Genomic DNA, 15148 nt, shown 5'->3' with positions numbered 1-15148 from the left:
TTCGCCGATCTCCGATTCCAACAAAAAGCCCGGCGCCTGGCCGGGCTGTTCTGCCGAGTAGAATCTCAGAATCAGTTGGCGTCGATCGCCTCGGCGATTTGGGCGATGGCCTGCTGGTAGACGCTCGCGGAGTTCCAGCCGGCGATCGCGCCCATATTTGCCTCGGCGCCGGCACCCGCCCGCCAGCCATGCCCCTTGAGGTAGTTGGCGGTCGACTCGAGCGCCGTGTTGCGGTCGCGCAGGTTTCCGCTGCCGACGCCGTATTTCAGCACGTTGCCGGGCAGGAACTGGGTGTGGCCGATCTCGCCATGCATGGCGCCGACCGAGGAAGCGCTCAGCGCCCCGCGATCGACCAGCTTGAGCGCGGCGATGGCGTGAGGCTTGAAGTAGTCAGGGCGGCGGCAGTCATAGGCCAGCGTCAGGATGGCCGACACTGTGTTCTGGTTGCCCATCGAGGCGCCGAAGCCGGTTTCCATGCCCCAGATGGCGAGCAGCACGCCCGGCGGCACGCCATAGGTCCGCTCGATATTGGCGAACATCGCCGCGTTCGCCTTCTTCAGCGCCCTGCCTCTCGAGATGATGGTGGACGCGCCGCGGCGCTTCATGAAGGCCTCCACCGAGCCGCTGAAAGCCTTGTGGATGGCGCGGTCGGCGGCGATCGTCCTTGTCGCGTAGGTTGCCCCGGCCAGCGCCGAAAGGCCCCTCTGGCCGACGCCGTTGGCCTTGGCCTCGGCGGCAAAGTCCTGCTTCCAGGCGTCGAAGCCTGCGCCGTTCTTGCCGCAGCTGGCCGCGGCTTCGGCGCCCGTCGCCAGCCCAAGCATCGCCACCACCGCCGCGGCGGCCACGAAAATCCTTCCTTTGGCAAAAAATGCCATATCCGTCTCCTGGTTGCCTTGAATCACGTCCCGGTTGTGAATTTGCCAGCGAAATGCCGGGTTGTCACCGCCCCCGCGGGGGACGTGACACCCGACACTGGCGAAAGAAGGGCAATTTGCTACGATCGGGCATCAGGTGTGGCGGGCTTGCCTCATGAAAGACGTTGATGTCGTGATCATTGGCGCCGGTTCGGCGGAGCTTGCCGCGGCGAAGACCGCAGCTTGCGGCGAAATAGTCTCGGAACGCCGGATGTCGGGAGGCGTTAGAGCCAAGTCCACATTCACGGTCCGATCCTGCGGGTTGATCACCCATGAAGCTGTTCGACTGTCCCAATTGCGGCCATCGCCTCTATTTCGAGAATGCCCAGTGCCTGAATTGTTCCAGCCTGGTGCTCTACGACCCGGAGCAGGCGAACTTCGTGCTCAGTGGCAAGGGCGGCGTTTTTCCGTGCGGCAATGCCGATGAGTGCGCCTGCAACTGGCGGACCGAGGCTGGCCGGACTTTCTGCCGCGCCTGCGCCCTCAATCAGGTGATTCCCGACCTTTCCATCGACGGCAATCGCCGGCGCTGGATTCGGGTCGAAGCGGCGAAGAAACGCGCAATCTATTCGCTGCTCGCCTTCGGCCTGCCGGTGACGCCCAAGAGCGGCCCGGGCGACGAGGTTGGGCTTGCCTTCGACTTCCTTGCCGACCCGATCGGCGCCGGTCCTGGCGGCGAGCGCATCCTGACCGGCCATGACAACGGCTTGATCACGCTCAACGTTGCCGAGGCTGATTCCGCCGAGCGCGAAAGACGACGCGTCGAGATGGGCGAGAACTACCGCACCCTGCTCGGCCATTTCCGACATGAGCTCGGCCATTATTATTGGGATCGGTTGATCCGTGACGATCCCACGCGGCTTTCGGCCTTCCGCGCGCTCTTCGGCGACGAGCAGGCCGATTATGAGCAGGCATTGAAGGCCTATTACGCCAAAGGCGCGCCGCCCGACTGGCAGCAACGCCACATCTCGGCCTATGCGACCTCGCATCCGTGGGAGGACTGGGCCGAGACCTTCGCGCATCATCTTCACATCACCGACACGCTGGAAATGGTGCATGCGCTGAATTTTCCGCTGGGACAGCTGGAGACCGTGGATGCCGATGCCATCCCGCGCCGCGACACCGGCGGGCACCTGCAGCCGGCCCCCGCCGATCCCGACCCGGCGCCGGAGCCGTTCGGAAAGATCCTTGCGCGCTGGCTGGTGCTGTCGGAAGCCTCCAACTCGATCAACCGCTGCATGGGCCTGCCGGACCTCTATCCCTTCGTGATTTCCGAGATGACGGCGCGGAAATTGAGCTTCGTGCACGATCTTTTGACAGGCGCGTCGAAGAGAACCTGGAACAATTCGTGAGCGGGCGACAAGGACTTTAGCCGGAACGCATAAGCCTCTGTTTCGTTTCCGAGCCCGAGGGAGCGTTGAAAACGGAGAGAAAAATCATGAAACGCGTGTTGTTTCCGGCGCTTGCCGGTGCGCTGCTCACCATCTCGGGCGCCGCCTTTGCCGACACCCCCGTCCAGGCCGTGGCCGACTTGAACGTGCGGGCCGGCCCCGGTCCGCAATATCCGGTCATCGGCGTGCTGGCGGCCGGCCAGTCGGCCACCCTCAGCGGCTGCATCGAAGGCAGCAAATGGTGCACGATCGCCGAGGCCGGCGGCAAGGGTTGGGTCTATTCCGACTATGTGACGGGCGATTTCGGCGGCAGCCGCGTCGTCGTGACCCGCCGCCCGGCCGATGCCGGCATCGCGCTCGTGGCGCCGCCGACCGATGACGTCTACACCACGGACACCTACACCGGCGCCATCGTTTCGGGCGACGACGGCGACGCCATTGAGTCGATCGGCAGGCCGCCGGCCGAGGTCGGCACCTATGTCAGCGAGCACCGGGTCGATCCGGTCTATCTCGACGGCGAGGTGGTGACCGGCGCCACGCTGCCCGACACGGTCGAGCTGCGCGAGATCCCGGATTACCGGTATCGCTATGTCTATGTGAACAACCAGCCGGCGCTGGTCGATCCGGGCACCCGGCGCATCGTCTATGTGATGCGCTGATCGGGGCTTGATCAAAAAGAGCGGCCGCCTGCGATGGCGGCCGTTTTGCTTGCGCGCTGATGGTTCAGGCTTGCGTCTGATCAAGCTGCCCCATCACATGCGTTCGAGATTGGCCGAGGCTATCCAACGTCGTCATTCCAGGGCGAAGCAGGAGCGAAGCTCCGTCGCGAAGACCCTGGAATCCATGCCATGACCTCAGCCGAAGGGTGCAACGGAGCCGAATTCTGGGCCGTTGGCATCGCTCAGATGTAACGGCATGGATCCTATGGTCTGCGCCGCGTCGCTTCGCTCCTTGCTTCGCCATAGGATGACGAACTTCGGACGTCGCGCCGCATTTTGCACTTGAAGCGTCCAATTTCAGCCGCCAACCTTGACAGCGTAATCGCGCGGTAACCACCGATCTCCTAGACCGATGCGGTGGAAAACCTTCGGCAGGGGAGTCGCGTGACGATCGAGAATGCCGCCTTCGAGCGCTATCGCCGCTCGCCGAACGAAAAGACCACCTTGCCGCGCCTGTTCCTCGGGGCGGCGATCGTCGTCGCCTTCTGGATGGCGATGACCGCCTTGGTGCTGTTTGCCGGCACCTATGCCTATATCGTCTGGCGTCTCCCCGGTCCCTCGACCGGGCAGTACATGCAGGACTTCCTGGCATCGCCCATCGGCATCCTGAGCGCGCTGACCTCCTTTGCCGGCATCTGGATCGGGCTGTGGGTGGCGATGCGTTTCGTGCATGGCGAACCGCTGTCGGCGCTGTTCGGCGTCAGTCGCCGCATCGCCGGCGGGGATTTCCTCAAGGGCCTGGTCGCGGTGCTGATCACCTCGCTGTTCTCCGAGGTGCTGCTCTATTGGCTGCAGCCGGAGATCGCGCGCGGACCGATCGCCTTTTCGTCCTGGCTGCTCTTCCTGGTGCCGATCGCACTGCTCGCCTTCCTGCAGACCTCGTCGGAAGAGATGCTGTTTCGCGGTTATGTGCTGCGCGGCCTCGCCTATCGCTTCAAGAGCCCGCTGGTCTGGGCAGTGTTGCCGGGCCTGCTGTTCACGTCGCTGCACTGGAATTCGGCCTCGACTTTGGCCATCAATGCCAGCGTCTTCATCTCGATCGGCATCTTTGCCCTGTTGCTGACGCTGCTTGTCTATGTCACCGGCAATCTCGGCGCCGGTTTCGGCGCCCATCTCGGCAACAACCTGACCGGCTTCCTGCTGATCTCGCACCAGGAGGGCTATAATGGCTTTGCCCTGCTCAACGCCAAGCCGCTCGAAGGGCCCGGCTGGACCGGCCTGGACGCTGTGCTGATCGCCGCGATCGGCATCGTCAGCACGCTTTTGACGATGCTGCTGCTCTTGCATCGGCGTTCGCCGCTCAGGGTCGGCACGAACAGGCAAAGCCCGCTGTAGACGCCTCAAATCGTGGCGTTTTGGCCCGAATTTGGGCATTGTTTTTTGATGCATGTCGTTGCCGCAAAACCGCTGCGCACTTTTGCGCGACATGCATTAGCCTTGACTCCGCTGCCGATTTCCTGTCTAGACCCCCTCGAATTCCGCGACGAGTTTTCTTTCGCGAAAGCCGACCAGGACGCCGAAGCCTCTTTGAGGCAAGAGCTGTAAAGAGATCCCGGAGGCCAACACCCGGCAGCGCAATGCGCCCCCGGGTGCTTTTTGGCTTTGCGCTTTTGCTTGGCGACCCGGCGCGAACGCACTACCTCTCGGTCGAACCCACCGAGATCAAGGACCGCAGATGTTTGAATCCCTCCAGGAGCGTCTTGGCTCCATCCTGAACGGCCTTACCGGCCGCGGCGCGCTGTCCGAGGCGGATGTCTCGGCAGCACTGCGCGAGGTTCGCCGCGCGCTGCTCGAGGCCGACGTCGCGCTGGAAGTGGTTCGCTCCTTCACCGACAAGGTGCGCGAGAAGGCGGTCGGCGCCGCGGTGCTGAAGTCGATCAAGCCCGGACAGATGGTCGTCAAGATCGTCCATGACGAGCTGGTCGACATGCTCGGCGCCGAGGGCGTCGCCATCGACCTCAACGCGCCGGCGCCCGTCGTCGTCATGATGGTCGGCCTGCAGGGCTCCGGCAAGACGACCACCTCGGCCAAGATCGCCAAGCGGCTGACCGAGCGTCAGAACAAGAAGGTCCTGATGGCCTCGCTCGACACGCGGCGTCCCGCCGCGCAGGAGCAGTTGCGCCAGCTCGGCGAGCAGACCAAGGTGGCGACGCTGCCGATCATCGCCGGCCAGAGCCCGGTCGACATCGCCAAGCGCGCCGTGCAGGCGGCCAGGCTCGGCGGCCACGACGTCGTCATCCTCGACACCGCCGGCCGCACCCATATCGACGAGCCGCTGATGGTCGAGATGGCCGACATCAAGAAGGTGTCGAGCCCGCACGAAATCCTGCTGGTCGCCGACTCGCTGACCGGCCAGGACGCCGTGAACCTGGCGAAAAGCTTCGACGAACGCGTCGGCATCACCGGCCTCGTGCTCACCCGCATGGACGGCGACGGCCGCGGCGGCGCAGCCCTTTCGATGCGCGCCGTCACCGGCAAGCCGATCAAGCTGATCGGCACCGGCGAGAAGATGGACGGGCTGGAGGAATTCCATCCCAAGCGCATCGCCGACCGCATCCTCGGCATGGGCGACATCGTCTCGCTCGTCGAGAAGGCCGCCGAGACCATCGACGCCGAGCAGGCGGCGGCAATGGCGAAAAAGATGCAGTCGGGCAAGTTCGACTTGAACGACCTCGCCCAGCAGCTTCAGCAGATGTCGAAAATGGGCGGCATGGGCGGCATCATGGGCATGATGCCCGGCATGGGCAAGATGAAGGACCAGCTCGCCGCCGCCGGCCTCGACGACAAGATGTTCGGCCGCCAGCTCGCCATCATCTCCTCGATGACCAAGGCCGAGCGCGCCAATCCCGACATGCTGAAGCATTCGCGCAAGAAGCGCATCGCCGCCGGCTCCGGCACGGACGCGGCCGAGATCAACAAGCTGTTGAAGATGCATCGCGGCATGGCCGACATGATGAAGGCGATGGGCGGCAAGGGCAAAGGCGGCGGCCTCATGCGCGGCATGATGGGCGGCCTCGCCTCGAAAATGGGCCTTGGCGGCATGATGCCTGGTGGTATGGGCGGTGGCATGCCGGACCTTTCCAAGATGGATCCGAAGCAGCTCGAGGCCTTGCAGAAGCAGGCGCAGACCGCCGGTCTCGGCAAAGGCCTGCCCGGCGGACTTCCCGGCGGCGGACTGCCGGGCTTGCCCGGCGGCGGACTGCCGGGCTTGCCCGGCGGCATGAAGCTTCCGGGCCTTCCAGGCCTCGGCGGCGGCGGGCTGCCCGGTCTTGGAAAGAAGAAGTGAGGGGGCGATGAACGAGGAGAAAGACATGGCCGATGCACGCGCCATCCTGGCTGGCTACCGCGCTTCGATCGACAACATCGACGCCGCCCTCATCCATATGCTGGCCGAGCGCTTCCGCTGCACCAAGGCGGTCGGCGTCCTGAAGGCCGAGCATGGCCTGCCGCCCGCCGACCCGTCGCGCGAGCAGCAGCAGATCGCCCGCCTTCGCCAGCTGGCGAAGGATGCGAACCTCGATCCGGATTTCGCGGAGAAGTTCCTGAACTTCGTCGTCCGTGAAGTCATCCGTCATCACGAACAGATCGCCGCGAACAACGGCGTGACGAAAGCCGGCTGAAGCCCAGCCAAGACCTAATCAACGAAATCAGAGCTTTTAGGAGAAAAGAATGGCACTGAAGATCAGACTGGCCCGTGCGGGCTCGAAGAAGCGTCCTTACTACCACGTCGTCGTCGCTGACGCCCGTTCGCCGCGCGACGGCCGTTTCATCGAGTCGCTGGGTTCGTGGAACCCGCTGCTGCCGAAGGACGGCGAGCGCGTCAAGGTCGACGCCGATCGCGTCAAGCATTGGCTGTCGCACGGCGCACAGCCGACCGACCGCGTTCTGCGCTTCCTCGACGAGGCAGGCCTTGCCAAGCGCGAAGCCCGCTCGAACCCGAACAAGGCCCTGCCCGGCAAGAAGGCGCAGGAACGCTCGGCCCTCTTGAAGAAGGCCCAGGAAGACGCCGCCGCCGCTGCCGCCGCAGCGACTGCCGCGCCGGCCGAAGCCGCCACCGCCGAGTAATCGGGGTCTTTCCTGGAGTATAAAAACGGCGGGCAAATGCCCGCCGCTTTTCTTTGGATAAGCCCGATTCTCAGTAGCCGGACGGGCAGCGCGCCACATAGACGCGGCCGTAGCGGTCGCGGTAGCGGCACTGGCCGCTTTCGCTGGCATGGCCGATCAATGCGCCGGCGACCGCGCCGACCGCGCCGCCGACCACCGCGCCCTGCACCGGATTGCCCGCCACCGCGGCACCGACCGCCGCACCGCCCAGGCCGCCAATCGCGGCGCCCTTTTCCGTTTGCGAGCAGGCGCCCAAGGCCATGGTCAGCACCAGAATGGTGATTGCTTTCTTCATCGCTGTTCCTCTCTCACGCGCCGTCTCGCCGCCGTGGTCTAAACTCACAGACGGCTAATTTGATCCCTGGAACAACGAAGATTGGCCGGCGCGGCGCCGGCCAAAGCCCAGATACGTGCTATCAGGCACTTGAAATCACAAGGTTTTCACCGCTCTGTAGCGCGTCTGAGATTGTCGAGCCCAGCCTCGAAATCCTTGCCGATGAGGTTGTCGAAATTCATGAACAGGCCCATCAGCTTGGCGATTAACGGCCTCGCGCCGCGCATTGCCCAGGTGACCGTCGTGCCGTTGCCGGACGGCGCAAGCGAGAAGTCGACGCTGTTGTTGGCCCTGAACGGCTTTTCGAAATCGAGCTTCAGCGCGACCTGCGACGACGGCACCGAACCGGTGATCTCCATGCGGCCCTTGCCGGCCTTGGAATTGCCTTCCCAGGTATAGGCCGCGCCCTTGCCGCTTTCGGTGCCGGAAAGCGTGCGCTTCATCTGAGGATCGAGCTTTTCGAAGGGCGACCATTCCGGCCAGCGCCTGAAATCGTTGATCAGCGGGAAGATCGCTTCGGCCGGCGCCTTGATGCTGGCGGAACGGCTGACGACGAAATCGTTCGGCCGGGTCGCGGCATAGATCAGCACGGCGGCGATGATGACGGCGAGGATGATGAGGATGGTGGTGAGCATCGTGGTTTCCTCCGCTTATCGGCTGAACGGGATCAGCTGCCGCACTCTTGCGTCGCGCAGATAGAGCCCGCCCCACAGGATAACAGCGAGATAGACGCCGAACAGCGTGTGCGAGAAGAGCGGGTTGCCGATCCGCACATGGGTCGAAATCGCGCCGCCCATATAGGCGGTGAGCAGGATGGCGCCGAGCACCGAGGTTCGCGGGATGGCATAAAGCGCGGTCGAGATCAGGCCGATGATGCCGAGGAGCCGCGCGACATTGGCGTCGGCCGGCCAGCCGAGCTCGGCCATCGTCTGGGTGACGATTTCGAGCGGCGGCAGCTTGATGACGCCGTCGAAGATCATGAACAGGACGACGACGGCGCTGAGCGCGCGCCCGGTCCACAAGGCGCCCTTTGAAGCAGGCACGGCTTCGGAAATGCTCATGGATGTTCCCTCCAAGGTTTCGAATGCCGGCCATCTGCCGGTTCGAGCCAAGGACGAGCCATGTGGCACCGATCCTACACGGGGCCGAGTCTTTTTGGCGCCGGCTGAACCGCGCCTTGGGCTACGAGAAGTAAAATTTGTCGGCCGCGATCATCTTCGGCGGGGTCTCGTCCAGCGCCTCGAACACGGAAATCTCGCAGACGCGGCAGAGCCCATCCAGCGCAAGGTCGTTGGCCTCGATGCCGAATGGGTCCTCGAGCTCCTCCGACAGCGCATCGAGGCCGAAGAACGTATAGGCGATCAGCGCCGTGAACAGCGGCGTCGCCCAGCCCGTGGTCGAGATCAAGCCGATCGGCAGGAGCAGGCAGACGACATAGGCCGTGCGATGCACCAGAAGCGTATAGGCGAAGGGCAGGGGCGTGCCGGCAATCCGCTCGCAGCCGGCCTGGATGGCGGCGATCGCGGCCAGCCTTTCGTCGAGGATGCGGAAGCCGATCGGGTCGAGCGCGCCCGCCTCGCGCCGCGCATTGGCGCGCCGGCCCATGCGGCGGACCATGTCGTCGGCCGGGTTGGTGCGCGCGGTGGCCTTGTCGACCTCGTCGCCGATGAAGGCGCGGGCGTCCTCTTTGCCGTCGATCCGGCGCAATTGCCCGCGCAGCAGATGGCAGAAGGCAAGCGCCTCCATCAACAGCGCGCGCTGCTCGGCGCGGGCGCCGATCAGGCTGGTGGTGGCGCGCGCCAGGTTGCGGATCTCGAAGACCAGCGCGCCCCATAGCTTGCGCGCCTCCCACCAGCGGTCATAGGCGGCGTTGTTGCGGAACGACAGATAGATCGACAGCGTCACGCCGACGAGCCCGAAGGGCGCGATGCTGAAGGCGCTGAGATCGAGCTGAAAGTGCCGCGCCAGGAGCAGGATGATCACCGAATAGATGGCAAAGCCAAAAATCTGCGGCAGGATGCGCGGCACCACCGAGCCGCGCATGATGAAGAACAGCTGCAGGAATGTCGGGCGCGGGCGGACGATCATCGGGCGAACCTTTGCTAACCGTTATGTCTCTACGGCGATAACGGACCTGCGGCTCGGCCGCCAGCGACATCGTCATGTCGTCCAGGCGCCGGACCGTTGACGTTTCGAGTGGGACTGTCGAGAACGTCGCGCAGCGCCAGACGAAGGGGAGCGGACATGACCGGCGAGACCAACCTGCAAAAGCTGCTCGCGTCGATGATGCCGCAACTGCTTGCCGGCACCTACGTCTTCGCCACGCTGGCCCGGATGCGCCGACGCCGGCGGGGCTCGATCCCGTCATGCAGTTTCGCGAGCATGAAGGCCTGACGTTGATCGTGACGGAGGACGAGGCGAAGGCCGCCGGCCTCGTTGGCACCTTCCGCTGCCGGATGATCACGCTTGACGTCCATTCCTCGCTCGAAGCCGTTGGCTTCCTCGCCGCCATCACCGCGAAGCTCGCGGCGGCCGGCATGGGCGTCAATCCGGTCTCGGCCTTCTATCACGACCATCTGTTCGTGCCGGCGGAGCGGGCGGAGGAGGCGCTGGCCATCTTGCGGAAGCTGGCAGCGGAGAGCGGCGGCTTGGCTCAGCGCCCGAGCACGTAAGATAGGCTCAACCTGAAGGGCAGGAGCGGTCTTCCCCTTCTCCCCTTGTGGGAGAAGGTGTCGCCGAAGGCGACGGATGAGGCGACGGATGAGGGGTGCTCCAGGGAAAACCAGCGCCTCACTCCGCTGGAACACCCCTCATCCGTCTCGGCGCTGCGCGCCGATCCACCTTCTCCCACAAGGGGAGAAGGCAAAGGCGCCCCGGCCAAAGGCCGAGCCCGCGACCGCGGGCCGCCGGTCGTCCGGCGCGCCCGCGCAGGGCCCGCCGCGGCAGCGGCGATACGGCCCGTGAGCGAGATTAAGCCGCCTTCTTCTTCGGCTGGATCAGGCCGCGCTCGACCAGGAGCTCGGCGATCTGCACGGCGTTCAGCGCCGCGCCCTTGCGCAAATTGTCGGAGACGACCCACATCGACAGGCCGTTGTCGATGGTCGAGTCCTCGCGGATGCGCGAGATGAAGGTGGCGTCCTCGCCGGCCGATTCCAGCGGCGTGATGTAGCCGCCATCCTCGCGCTTATCGAGCACCTGGCAGCCCGGCGCCTCGCGCAGGATGTCGCGCGCCTCGTCGGCGGTGATCGGCTTCTCGAACTCGATGTTGACCGCTTCCGAATGGCCGATGAACACCGGCACGCGCACGCAGGTCGCCGTCAGCTTGATCTTGGGATCGAGCATCTTCTTGGTTTCGGCGACCATCTTCCACTCTTCCTTGGTGGAGCCGTCGTCGAGGAAGACGTCGATATGCGGAATGACGTTGAAGGCGATGCGCTTGGTGAACTTCTTGACCTCGACGCCGTCGGCGACGAACACGGCGCGGGTCTGGGTAAAGAGCTCATCCATGCCTTCCTTGCCGGCGCCGGACACCGACTGGTAGGTGGCGACGACGACGCGCTTGATGGTGGCGACGTCATGCAGCGGCTTCAGCGCCACGACCAGCTGCGCCGTCGAACAGTTCGGGTTGGCGATGATGTTCTTGCGGGTAAACAGCGAGATCGCGTCCGGGTTCACCTCCGGCACGATCAGCGGCACGTCCTGATCGTAGCGGAAGGCCGACGAATTATCGATGACGACGCAGCCCTGCTTGCCGATCTTGGGCGACCATTCCTTGGAAACGTTGCCGCCTGCCGACATGACGCAGATGTCGGTGTCGGAGAAATCATACTGGTCGAGCGACTTGACCTTCAGCGTCTTGTCGCCGAACGACACTTCGGTGCCCTGGCTGCGCCGCGAGGCCAGCGCCACCACTTCGCTTACCGGAAAGCCGCGCTCTTCCAGTATGTTGAGCATTTCGCGGCCCACATTGCCCGTGGCGCCGACTACCGCAACCTTGAAACTCATCTGATATCTCCTGTCCCTCTCCGCTTGGTTGTTGGAGAAAACCCGCTGGCCTCATGCGGGTTTCGTCCCCCGGGCCGGACCCGGGAGAGGGTGGTTAGGCCAAGGGAATCACACCGTTTTGGTGGTGGTTTTCTTGGCCGTAGTTTTGCTGGAACCCAGAATCTTGCTGGAACGGACGGACGCGCCGAAGCGCCCGGCCCAATGGTTCGCATTGAGGCTGGGGGCATCGAATGCAAGGAGAGCCATCAAAAGGCCGCGCATCGAACAACGATCCCGTTCGACGCGGGCTTTTACGCGGTTTGGGAAAAGAGTCAATTGGCGCCGCTTTCCCTTCTCCCCTTGCGGGGGAAGGTGGCCGCGAAGCGGCCGGATGAGGAGTGCTCCAGCCGGCCTCTCACTCCGCTGGAACACCCCTTGTGTGTCTGGAATCGTGCATTGATGAGGGATGCCACGGACCAGGTGTCTGCCTGATCCGTGGCGGCGGTCGAGAGCCCGTCACCCCTCAGGTAGCCTAAACCGTGGATGAGCTGGGGCCCGACCGCCTTCTTTTGTGAACCCGAACAGTTGCAAGGGGCAAGCCCCCGCACACAAGGAAGGGACCGAGGAGATGGCTGCACAGACGGTTCAGGATGTCGGCATCGACGTTGCCAAGCGGTGGCTCGATGTGGCCGTGTTCCAGACGCAGGAACAAGCACGTTTTGACAATGACAAGGAGGGATGGGCCAAGCTGATCAAGTGGCTGAAAGGTCGCAACGTGCGCGCCATCGGCATGGAACCGAGTGGAGGTTATGAGCGCGGCGTGGCCAAGGCGCTGCGCAAGGCGGGTTTACCGGCCAGGAACGTCAATCCGCACAAGCTGCGCCACTATGCCCGTGCCCTTGGCCGGCTGGCCAAGAACGATCGCATCGATGCCCTGCTGATTGCGCGCTATACCGCCGAACTGCCGACCCGGCCGGTGCGGTGTGACCCAATCGCCGAGCAACTGGCCGATCTGGTCGTGGCCCGCAGGCAGCTCAGCGACGACAAGGTCAGCCTGGCCAATCAGCTCGAACAGCTACGCGAGCCGACGGTCAAGCGCATCTTCACCCAGCGTCTGCGCCGCATTGAGCTCGACATCGCACTGCTGGCCAAGCGCATGGCCGATCTCGTCGCCAGCCAGCCGGCGCTCGCGGCCACAGACCGCTTGATCCAGTCCTTCCATGGTGCCGGTCCGGTGTTCAGCCATACCGTGCTGGCCTTGGCACCGGAGATAGGCCAGGCGTCGCGGCGCGAGATTGCAGCCCTTGCAGGCCTGGCCCCATACGACTTCGACAGCGGCACCTTCAAAGGCCGCCGCATGATCTGGGGCGGTCGTCATCCCCTGCGCAGGGTGGTCTATATGGCGGCCCTCACCGCCAGTCGCTCAAATCCCATCCTCAAGGCCTTCTACCAGCGTCTCATTGCCAACGGCAAGGAGCCCAAGGTCGCTCTCGTCGCAGTGGCACGAAAGATCCTGACCATCCTTAGCGCAATGATCCGAAACAACGAAACCTTGGAATCCAAACAGGGCCTGACGAACACAGTTGCTCATCCGTCTCGACGCTGGCGCGCCGATCCACCTCCTCCACAAGGGGAGAAGGGAAAGGCGGTGCCGCCTGCACTGTACAATGGCGGCCGCAAGAAGTACGAACGCGCAAATAGGCTTTGGCTTGGCGCAGTGCCGGCCTTGTGCTCCACGACGAGCACAGAACTCCGAATTCCGAAAGAACAAGATGTCCAGTTTCGAAACCATCGTGCCTGCGCTCGCCGAGGCGCTGCGAAATCGCGGCTATGTCGAGCTGACGCCGGTGCAGAAAGCGGTGCTGGAGCCTGAGCTCGGCGAAGCCGACGCGCTGGTTTCGGCGCAGACCGGCTCCGGCAAGACCGTCGCCTTCGGCCTTGCCGTGGCGCCGACGCTTCTGGGCGGCGCTCAGCGTTTCGCCGCCGCCGGCGCGCCGCTGGGGCTGGTGGTGGCGCCGACGCGCGAGCTGGCGCTGCAGGTGCGGCGCGAGCTCGAATGGCTCTACGAGCTGACCGGCGCGCAGATCGCCTCCTGCGTCGGTGGCATGGACATGCGCACCGAGCGGCGGGCGCTGGAACGCGGCGCCCATATCGTCGTCGCCACGCCCGGCCGGCTGCGCGACCACATCACGCGGCAATCGCTCGACATGTCGGCGATCAGGGCCGTGGTGCTGGACGAGGCCGACGAGATGCTCGATCTCGGTTTTCGCGAAGATCTCGAATTCATCCTCGACGCAGCACCCGCCGAGCGCCGCACGCTGATGTTCTCGGCCACCGTGCCACGCGCCATCGCCACGCTCGCGCAGGGCTATCAGCGCGATGCGGTGCGCATCTCGGCAACCGGCGAGGAAAAGCAGCATCTCGACATCGAATACCGGGCGCTGAACGTCGCCCAGGCGGACCGCGAGAACGCCATCATCAACGTGCTGCGCTACTATGAAGCGAAGAATGCCCTGGTGTTCTGCAACACGCGGGCGGCCGTCAATCACCTGACGGCGCGCTTCAACAACCGCAATTTCTCCGTGGTCGCGCTGTCCGGCGAGCTCAGCCAGAACGAGCGCAGCCATGCGCTGCAGGCGATGCGCGACGGCCGCGCCCGGGTCTGCATCGCCACGGACGTCGCGGCGCGCGGCATCGACCTGCCCAATCTCGATCTCGTCGTTCATGCCGATCTGCCGACCAATCCGGAGACGCTGCTGCATCGCAGTGGGCGCACGGGCCGCGCCGGACGAAAAGGCGTCAGCGCGCTGATCGTGCCGAACAATGCCCGCAGGCGCACCGAACGGCTCCTGCAGAACGCCAAGCTGACCGCGACCTGGGCAAGCCCGCCCTCGGCCGACGACGTGCTGCGCCGCGACGACGAGCGCATCCTTGCCGACCCGGCCTTCGACGAGCCGGTGCGCGAGGAAGAACGCGGCTTCATCGATGTGCTGCTGGAAAAGCATGGGGCCGAGCAGGTGGCCGCGGCCTTCGTGCGGCTCTGCCGCTCCAGCCGCTCGGCGCCGGAAGACCTGCTCGAAGTCGCGCCTTTCGCACCGTCGCGCGAAAAATTCGCACGCAGCGACGAAGTCCCCAGCCGCCGCGACGATTTCGGCGACAGCGTCTGGTTCTCGCTTTCGGTCGGCCGCCGGCAGAATGCCGAGCCGCGCTGGCTGATCCCGATGCTGTGCCGCACCGCGGGCATGTCCAAGCGCGAGATCGGCGCCATCAAGATGCAGCCGGAGGAAACCTTCGTGCAGATCGCCGCCGACTGGGCCGACCGGTTCGTCGCCGCGATCGGCCCCGACCGCAAGCTGCAGGGAAACATCGCGGTCAGGCGCATCGACGGCACGCCGGACCTGTCGCGCGCCGGCTACCAGGCGGCGAAACCGGAGAAGAAGCCGCATCGCGGCAAGGGCGCTTTCGACCCGAGCACTCCCAGATTCGAAAAGCGGGCGCCGGGCGAGCGTCCGTCTGCCGGGGCGCCGGACTCAAAACCCTGGGCGAAAAAACCCGGCAAGGCGAAATTCGACAAGCCAAAGTTCGACAAGCCGGCAAAGCACAAAAAGCAGAAGAAGCGGCCAGCGTAGGATCGCGACGGAAGTTGTAAGCCGACCCGCGGTGAGGGCCGGGTAAATCGCCGACCTCGGAGATTGGCCGAGG

Annotated in this window: 14 protein-coding genes and 1 pseudogene; 9 read left to right on the top strand and 6 right to left on the bottom strand. The window is 64.8% G+C overall.

Annotated elements, in window-relative coordinates; translation table 11 throughout:
* Window positions 1-71: 71 nt before the first annotated feature.
* Complete coding sequence (locus FJ471_RS18470; RefSeq protein ID WP_140805526.1) at window positions 72-875, bottom strand: lytic transglycosylase domain-containing protein; 804 nt, start codon at window positions 873-875, stop codon at window positions 72-74.
* A gap of 311 nt (window positions 876-1186) precedes the next feature.
* Here FJ471_RS18470 and FJ471_RS18465 point away from each other — a divergent pair, with 311 nt between their 5' ends.
* From FJ471_RS18465 to rpsP, 6 genes are all read left to right on the top strand, one after another.
* Window positions 1187-2266 carry a putative zinc-binding metallopeptidase gene (locus FJ471_RS18465; RefSeq protein WP_140805524.1) on the top strand — a complete coding sequence of 360 codons (1080 nt, stop codon included), beginning with the start codon at window positions 1187-1189 and terminating at the stop codon, window positions 2264-2266.
* 86 nt (window positions 2267-2352) lie between these two features.
* A complete protein-coding gene (locus FJ471_RS18460; RefSeq protein ID WP_140805522.1) occupies window positions 2353-2964 on the top strand; it encodes a DUF1236 domain-containing protein in 612 nt (203 codons plus the stop codon).
* Between the two features lie 444 nt (window positions 2965-3408).
* Complete coding sequence (locus FJ471_RS18455; protein WP_140805520.1) at window positions 3409-4359, top strand: CPBP family intramembrane glutamic endopeptidase; 951 nt, start codon at window positions 3409-3411, stop codon at window positions 4357-4359.
* A gap of 340 nt (window positions 4360-4699) precedes the next feature.
* A complete protein-coding gene (ffh, locus tag FJ471_RS18450) occupies window positions 4700-6310 on the top strand; it encodes a signal recognition particle protein (RefSeq protein ID WP_140805518.1) in 1611 nt (536 codons plus the stop codon).
* A 7-nt stretch (window positions 6311-6317) separates the two neighbouring features.
* Window positions 6318-6644: a chorismate mutase gene (locus FJ471_RS18445; RefSeq protein WP_140805516.1), complete on the top strand. Its 327-nt coding sequence runs from the start codon at window positions 6318-6320 to the stop codon at window positions 6642-6644.
* A 49-nt stretch (window positions 6645-6693) separates the two neighbouring features.
* On the top strand, window positions 6694-7089 hold the full coding sequence (gene rpsP, locus FJ471_RS18440; RefSeq protein ID WP_140805514.1) for a 30S ribosomal protein S16: 396 nt from the start codon (window positions 6694-6696) through the stop codon (window positions 7087-7089).
* 70 nt (window positions 7090-7159) lie between these two features.
* Here rpsP and FJ471_RS18435 read toward each other — a convergent pair whose 3' ends face one another.
* From FJ471_RS18435 to FJ471_RS18420, 4 genes are all read right to left on the bottom strand, one after another.
* Window positions 7160-7423, bottom strand: coding sequence for a YMGG-like glycine zipper-containing protein (locus tag FJ471_RS18435; protein ID WP_140805512.1), 264 nt, complete (start codon window positions 7421-7423; stop codon window positions 7160-7162).
* 146 nt (window positions 7424-7569) lie between these two features.
* The gene (locus tag FJ471_RS18430) at window positions 7570-8097 is read right to left on the bottom strand and encodes an SRPBCC family protein (RefSeq protein ID WP_140805510.1); all 528 of its coding nucleotides are present in this window, start codon (window positions 8095-8097) and stop codon (window positions 7570-7572) included.
* A gap of 15 nt (window positions 8098-8112) precedes the next feature.
* A complete protein-coding gene (locus FJ471_RS18425; protein ID WP_140805507.1) occupies window positions 8113-8523 on the bottom strand; it encodes a DoxX family protein in 411 nt (136 codons plus the stop codon).
* Between the two features lie 121 nt (window positions 8524-8644).
* Window positions 8645-9550, bottom strand: a complete 906-nt coding sequence (locus tag FJ471_RS18420) for a bestrophin family ion channel (RefSeq protein WP_140805504.1) — start codon at window positions 9548-9550, stop codon at window positions 8645-8647.
* A 156-nt stretch (window positions 9551-9706) separates the two neighbouring features.
* Here FJ471_RS18420 and FJ471_RS18415 point away from each other — a divergent pair.
* Window positions 9707-10134 (top strand): annotated as a pseudogene (locus tag FJ471_RS18415) (ACT domain-containing protein).
* Window positions 10135-10432: 298 nt separating this feature from the next.
* Here FJ471_RS18415 and FJ471_RS18405 read toward each other — a convergent pair.
* On the bottom strand, window positions 10433-11467 hold the full coding sequence (locus FJ471_RS18405) for an aspartate-semialdehyde dehydrogenase (protein ID WP_140805487.1): 1035 nt from the start codon (window positions 11465-11467) through the stop codon (window positions 10433-10435).
* A gap of 607 nt (window positions 11468-12074) precedes the next feature.
* On the opposite strand from FJ471_RS18405, the gene FJ471_RS18400 reads away from it, so the two are divergent.
* On the top strand, window positions 12075-13319 hold the full coding sequence (locus FJ471_RS18400; RefSeq protein ID WP_140805485.1) for an IS110 family transposase: 1245 nt from the start codon (window positions 12075-12077) through the stop codon (window positions 13317-13319).
* The gene (locus FJ471_RS18395; RefSeq protein ID WP_140805483.1) at window positions 13219-15075 is read left to right on the top strand and encodes a DEAD/DEAH box helicase; all 1857 of its coding nucleotides are present in this window, start codon (window positions 13219-13221) and stop codon (window positions 15073-15075) included. Before FJ471_RS18400 ends, FJ471_RS18395 begins: the two co-directional genes overlap by 101 nt.
* The last annotated feature ends 73 nt before the right edge of the window (window positions 15076-15148 follow it).

This window comes from Mesorhizobium sp. B2-7-1, assembly GCF_006440735.1.
In the GTDB taxonomy this organism is placed as follows: Bacteria; Pseudomonadota; Alphaproteobacteria; order Rhizobiales; family Rhizobiaceae; genus Mesorhizobium.
Note: the sequence above shows the minus strand (reverse complement) of the source record. Positions and strands in the feature narration are given on the sequence as shown.

Coding starts and splice junctions, on each gene's coding strand:
- FJ471_RS18430 (WP_140805510.1), bottom strand. CDS start 8,097: ATGCTCACCACCATCCTCATCATCCTCGCCGTCATCATCGCCGCCGTG.
- FJ471_RS18420 (WP_140805504.1), bottom strand. CDS start 9,550: ATGATCGTCCGCCCGCGCCCGACATTCCTGCAGCTGTTCTTCATCATG.
- FJ471_RS18395 (WP_140805483.1), top strand. CDS start 13,219: ATGTCCAGTTTCGAAACCATCGTGCCTGCGCTCGCCGAGGCGCTGCGA.
- ffh (WP_140805518.1), top strand. CDS start 4,700: ATGTTTGAATCCCTCCAGGAGCGTCTTGGCTCCATCCTGAACGGCCTT.
- FJ471_RS18445 (WP_140805516.1), top strand. CDS start 6,318: ATGAACGAGGAGAAAGACATGGCCGATGCACGCGCCATCCTGGCTGGC.
- FJ471_RS18435 (WP_140805512.1), bottom strand. CDS start 7,423: ATGAAGAAAGCAATCACCATTCTGGTGCTGACCATGGCCTTGGGCGCC.
- FJ471_RS18400 (WP_140805485.1), top strand. CDS start 12,075: ATGGCTGCACAGACGGTTCAGGATGTCGGCATCGACGTTGCCAAGCGG.
- FJ471_RS18465 (WP_140805524.1), top strand. CDS start 1,187: ATGAAGCTGTTCGACTGTCCCAATTGCGGCCATCGCCTCTATTTCGAG.
- FJ471_RS18470 (WP_140805526.1), bottom strand. CDS start 875: ATGGCATTTTTTGCCAAAGGAAGGATTTTCGTGGCCGCCGCGGCGGTG.
- FJ471_RS18460 (WP_140805522.1), top strand. CDS start 2,353: ATGAAACGCGTGTTGTTTCCGGCGCTTGCCGGTGCGCTGCTCACCATC.
- FJ471_RS18405 (WP_140805487.1), bottom strand. CDS start 11,467: ATGAGTTTCAAGGTTGCGGTAGTCGGCGCCACGGGCAATGTGGGCCGC.
- FJ471_RS18425 (WP_140805507.1), bottom strand. CDS start 8,523: ATGAGCATTTCCGAAGCCGTGCCTGCTTCAAAGGGCGCCTTGTGGACC.
- rpsP (WP_140805514.1), top strand. CDS start 6,694: ATGGCACTGAAGATCAGACTGGCCCGTGCGGGCTCGAAGAAGCGTCCT.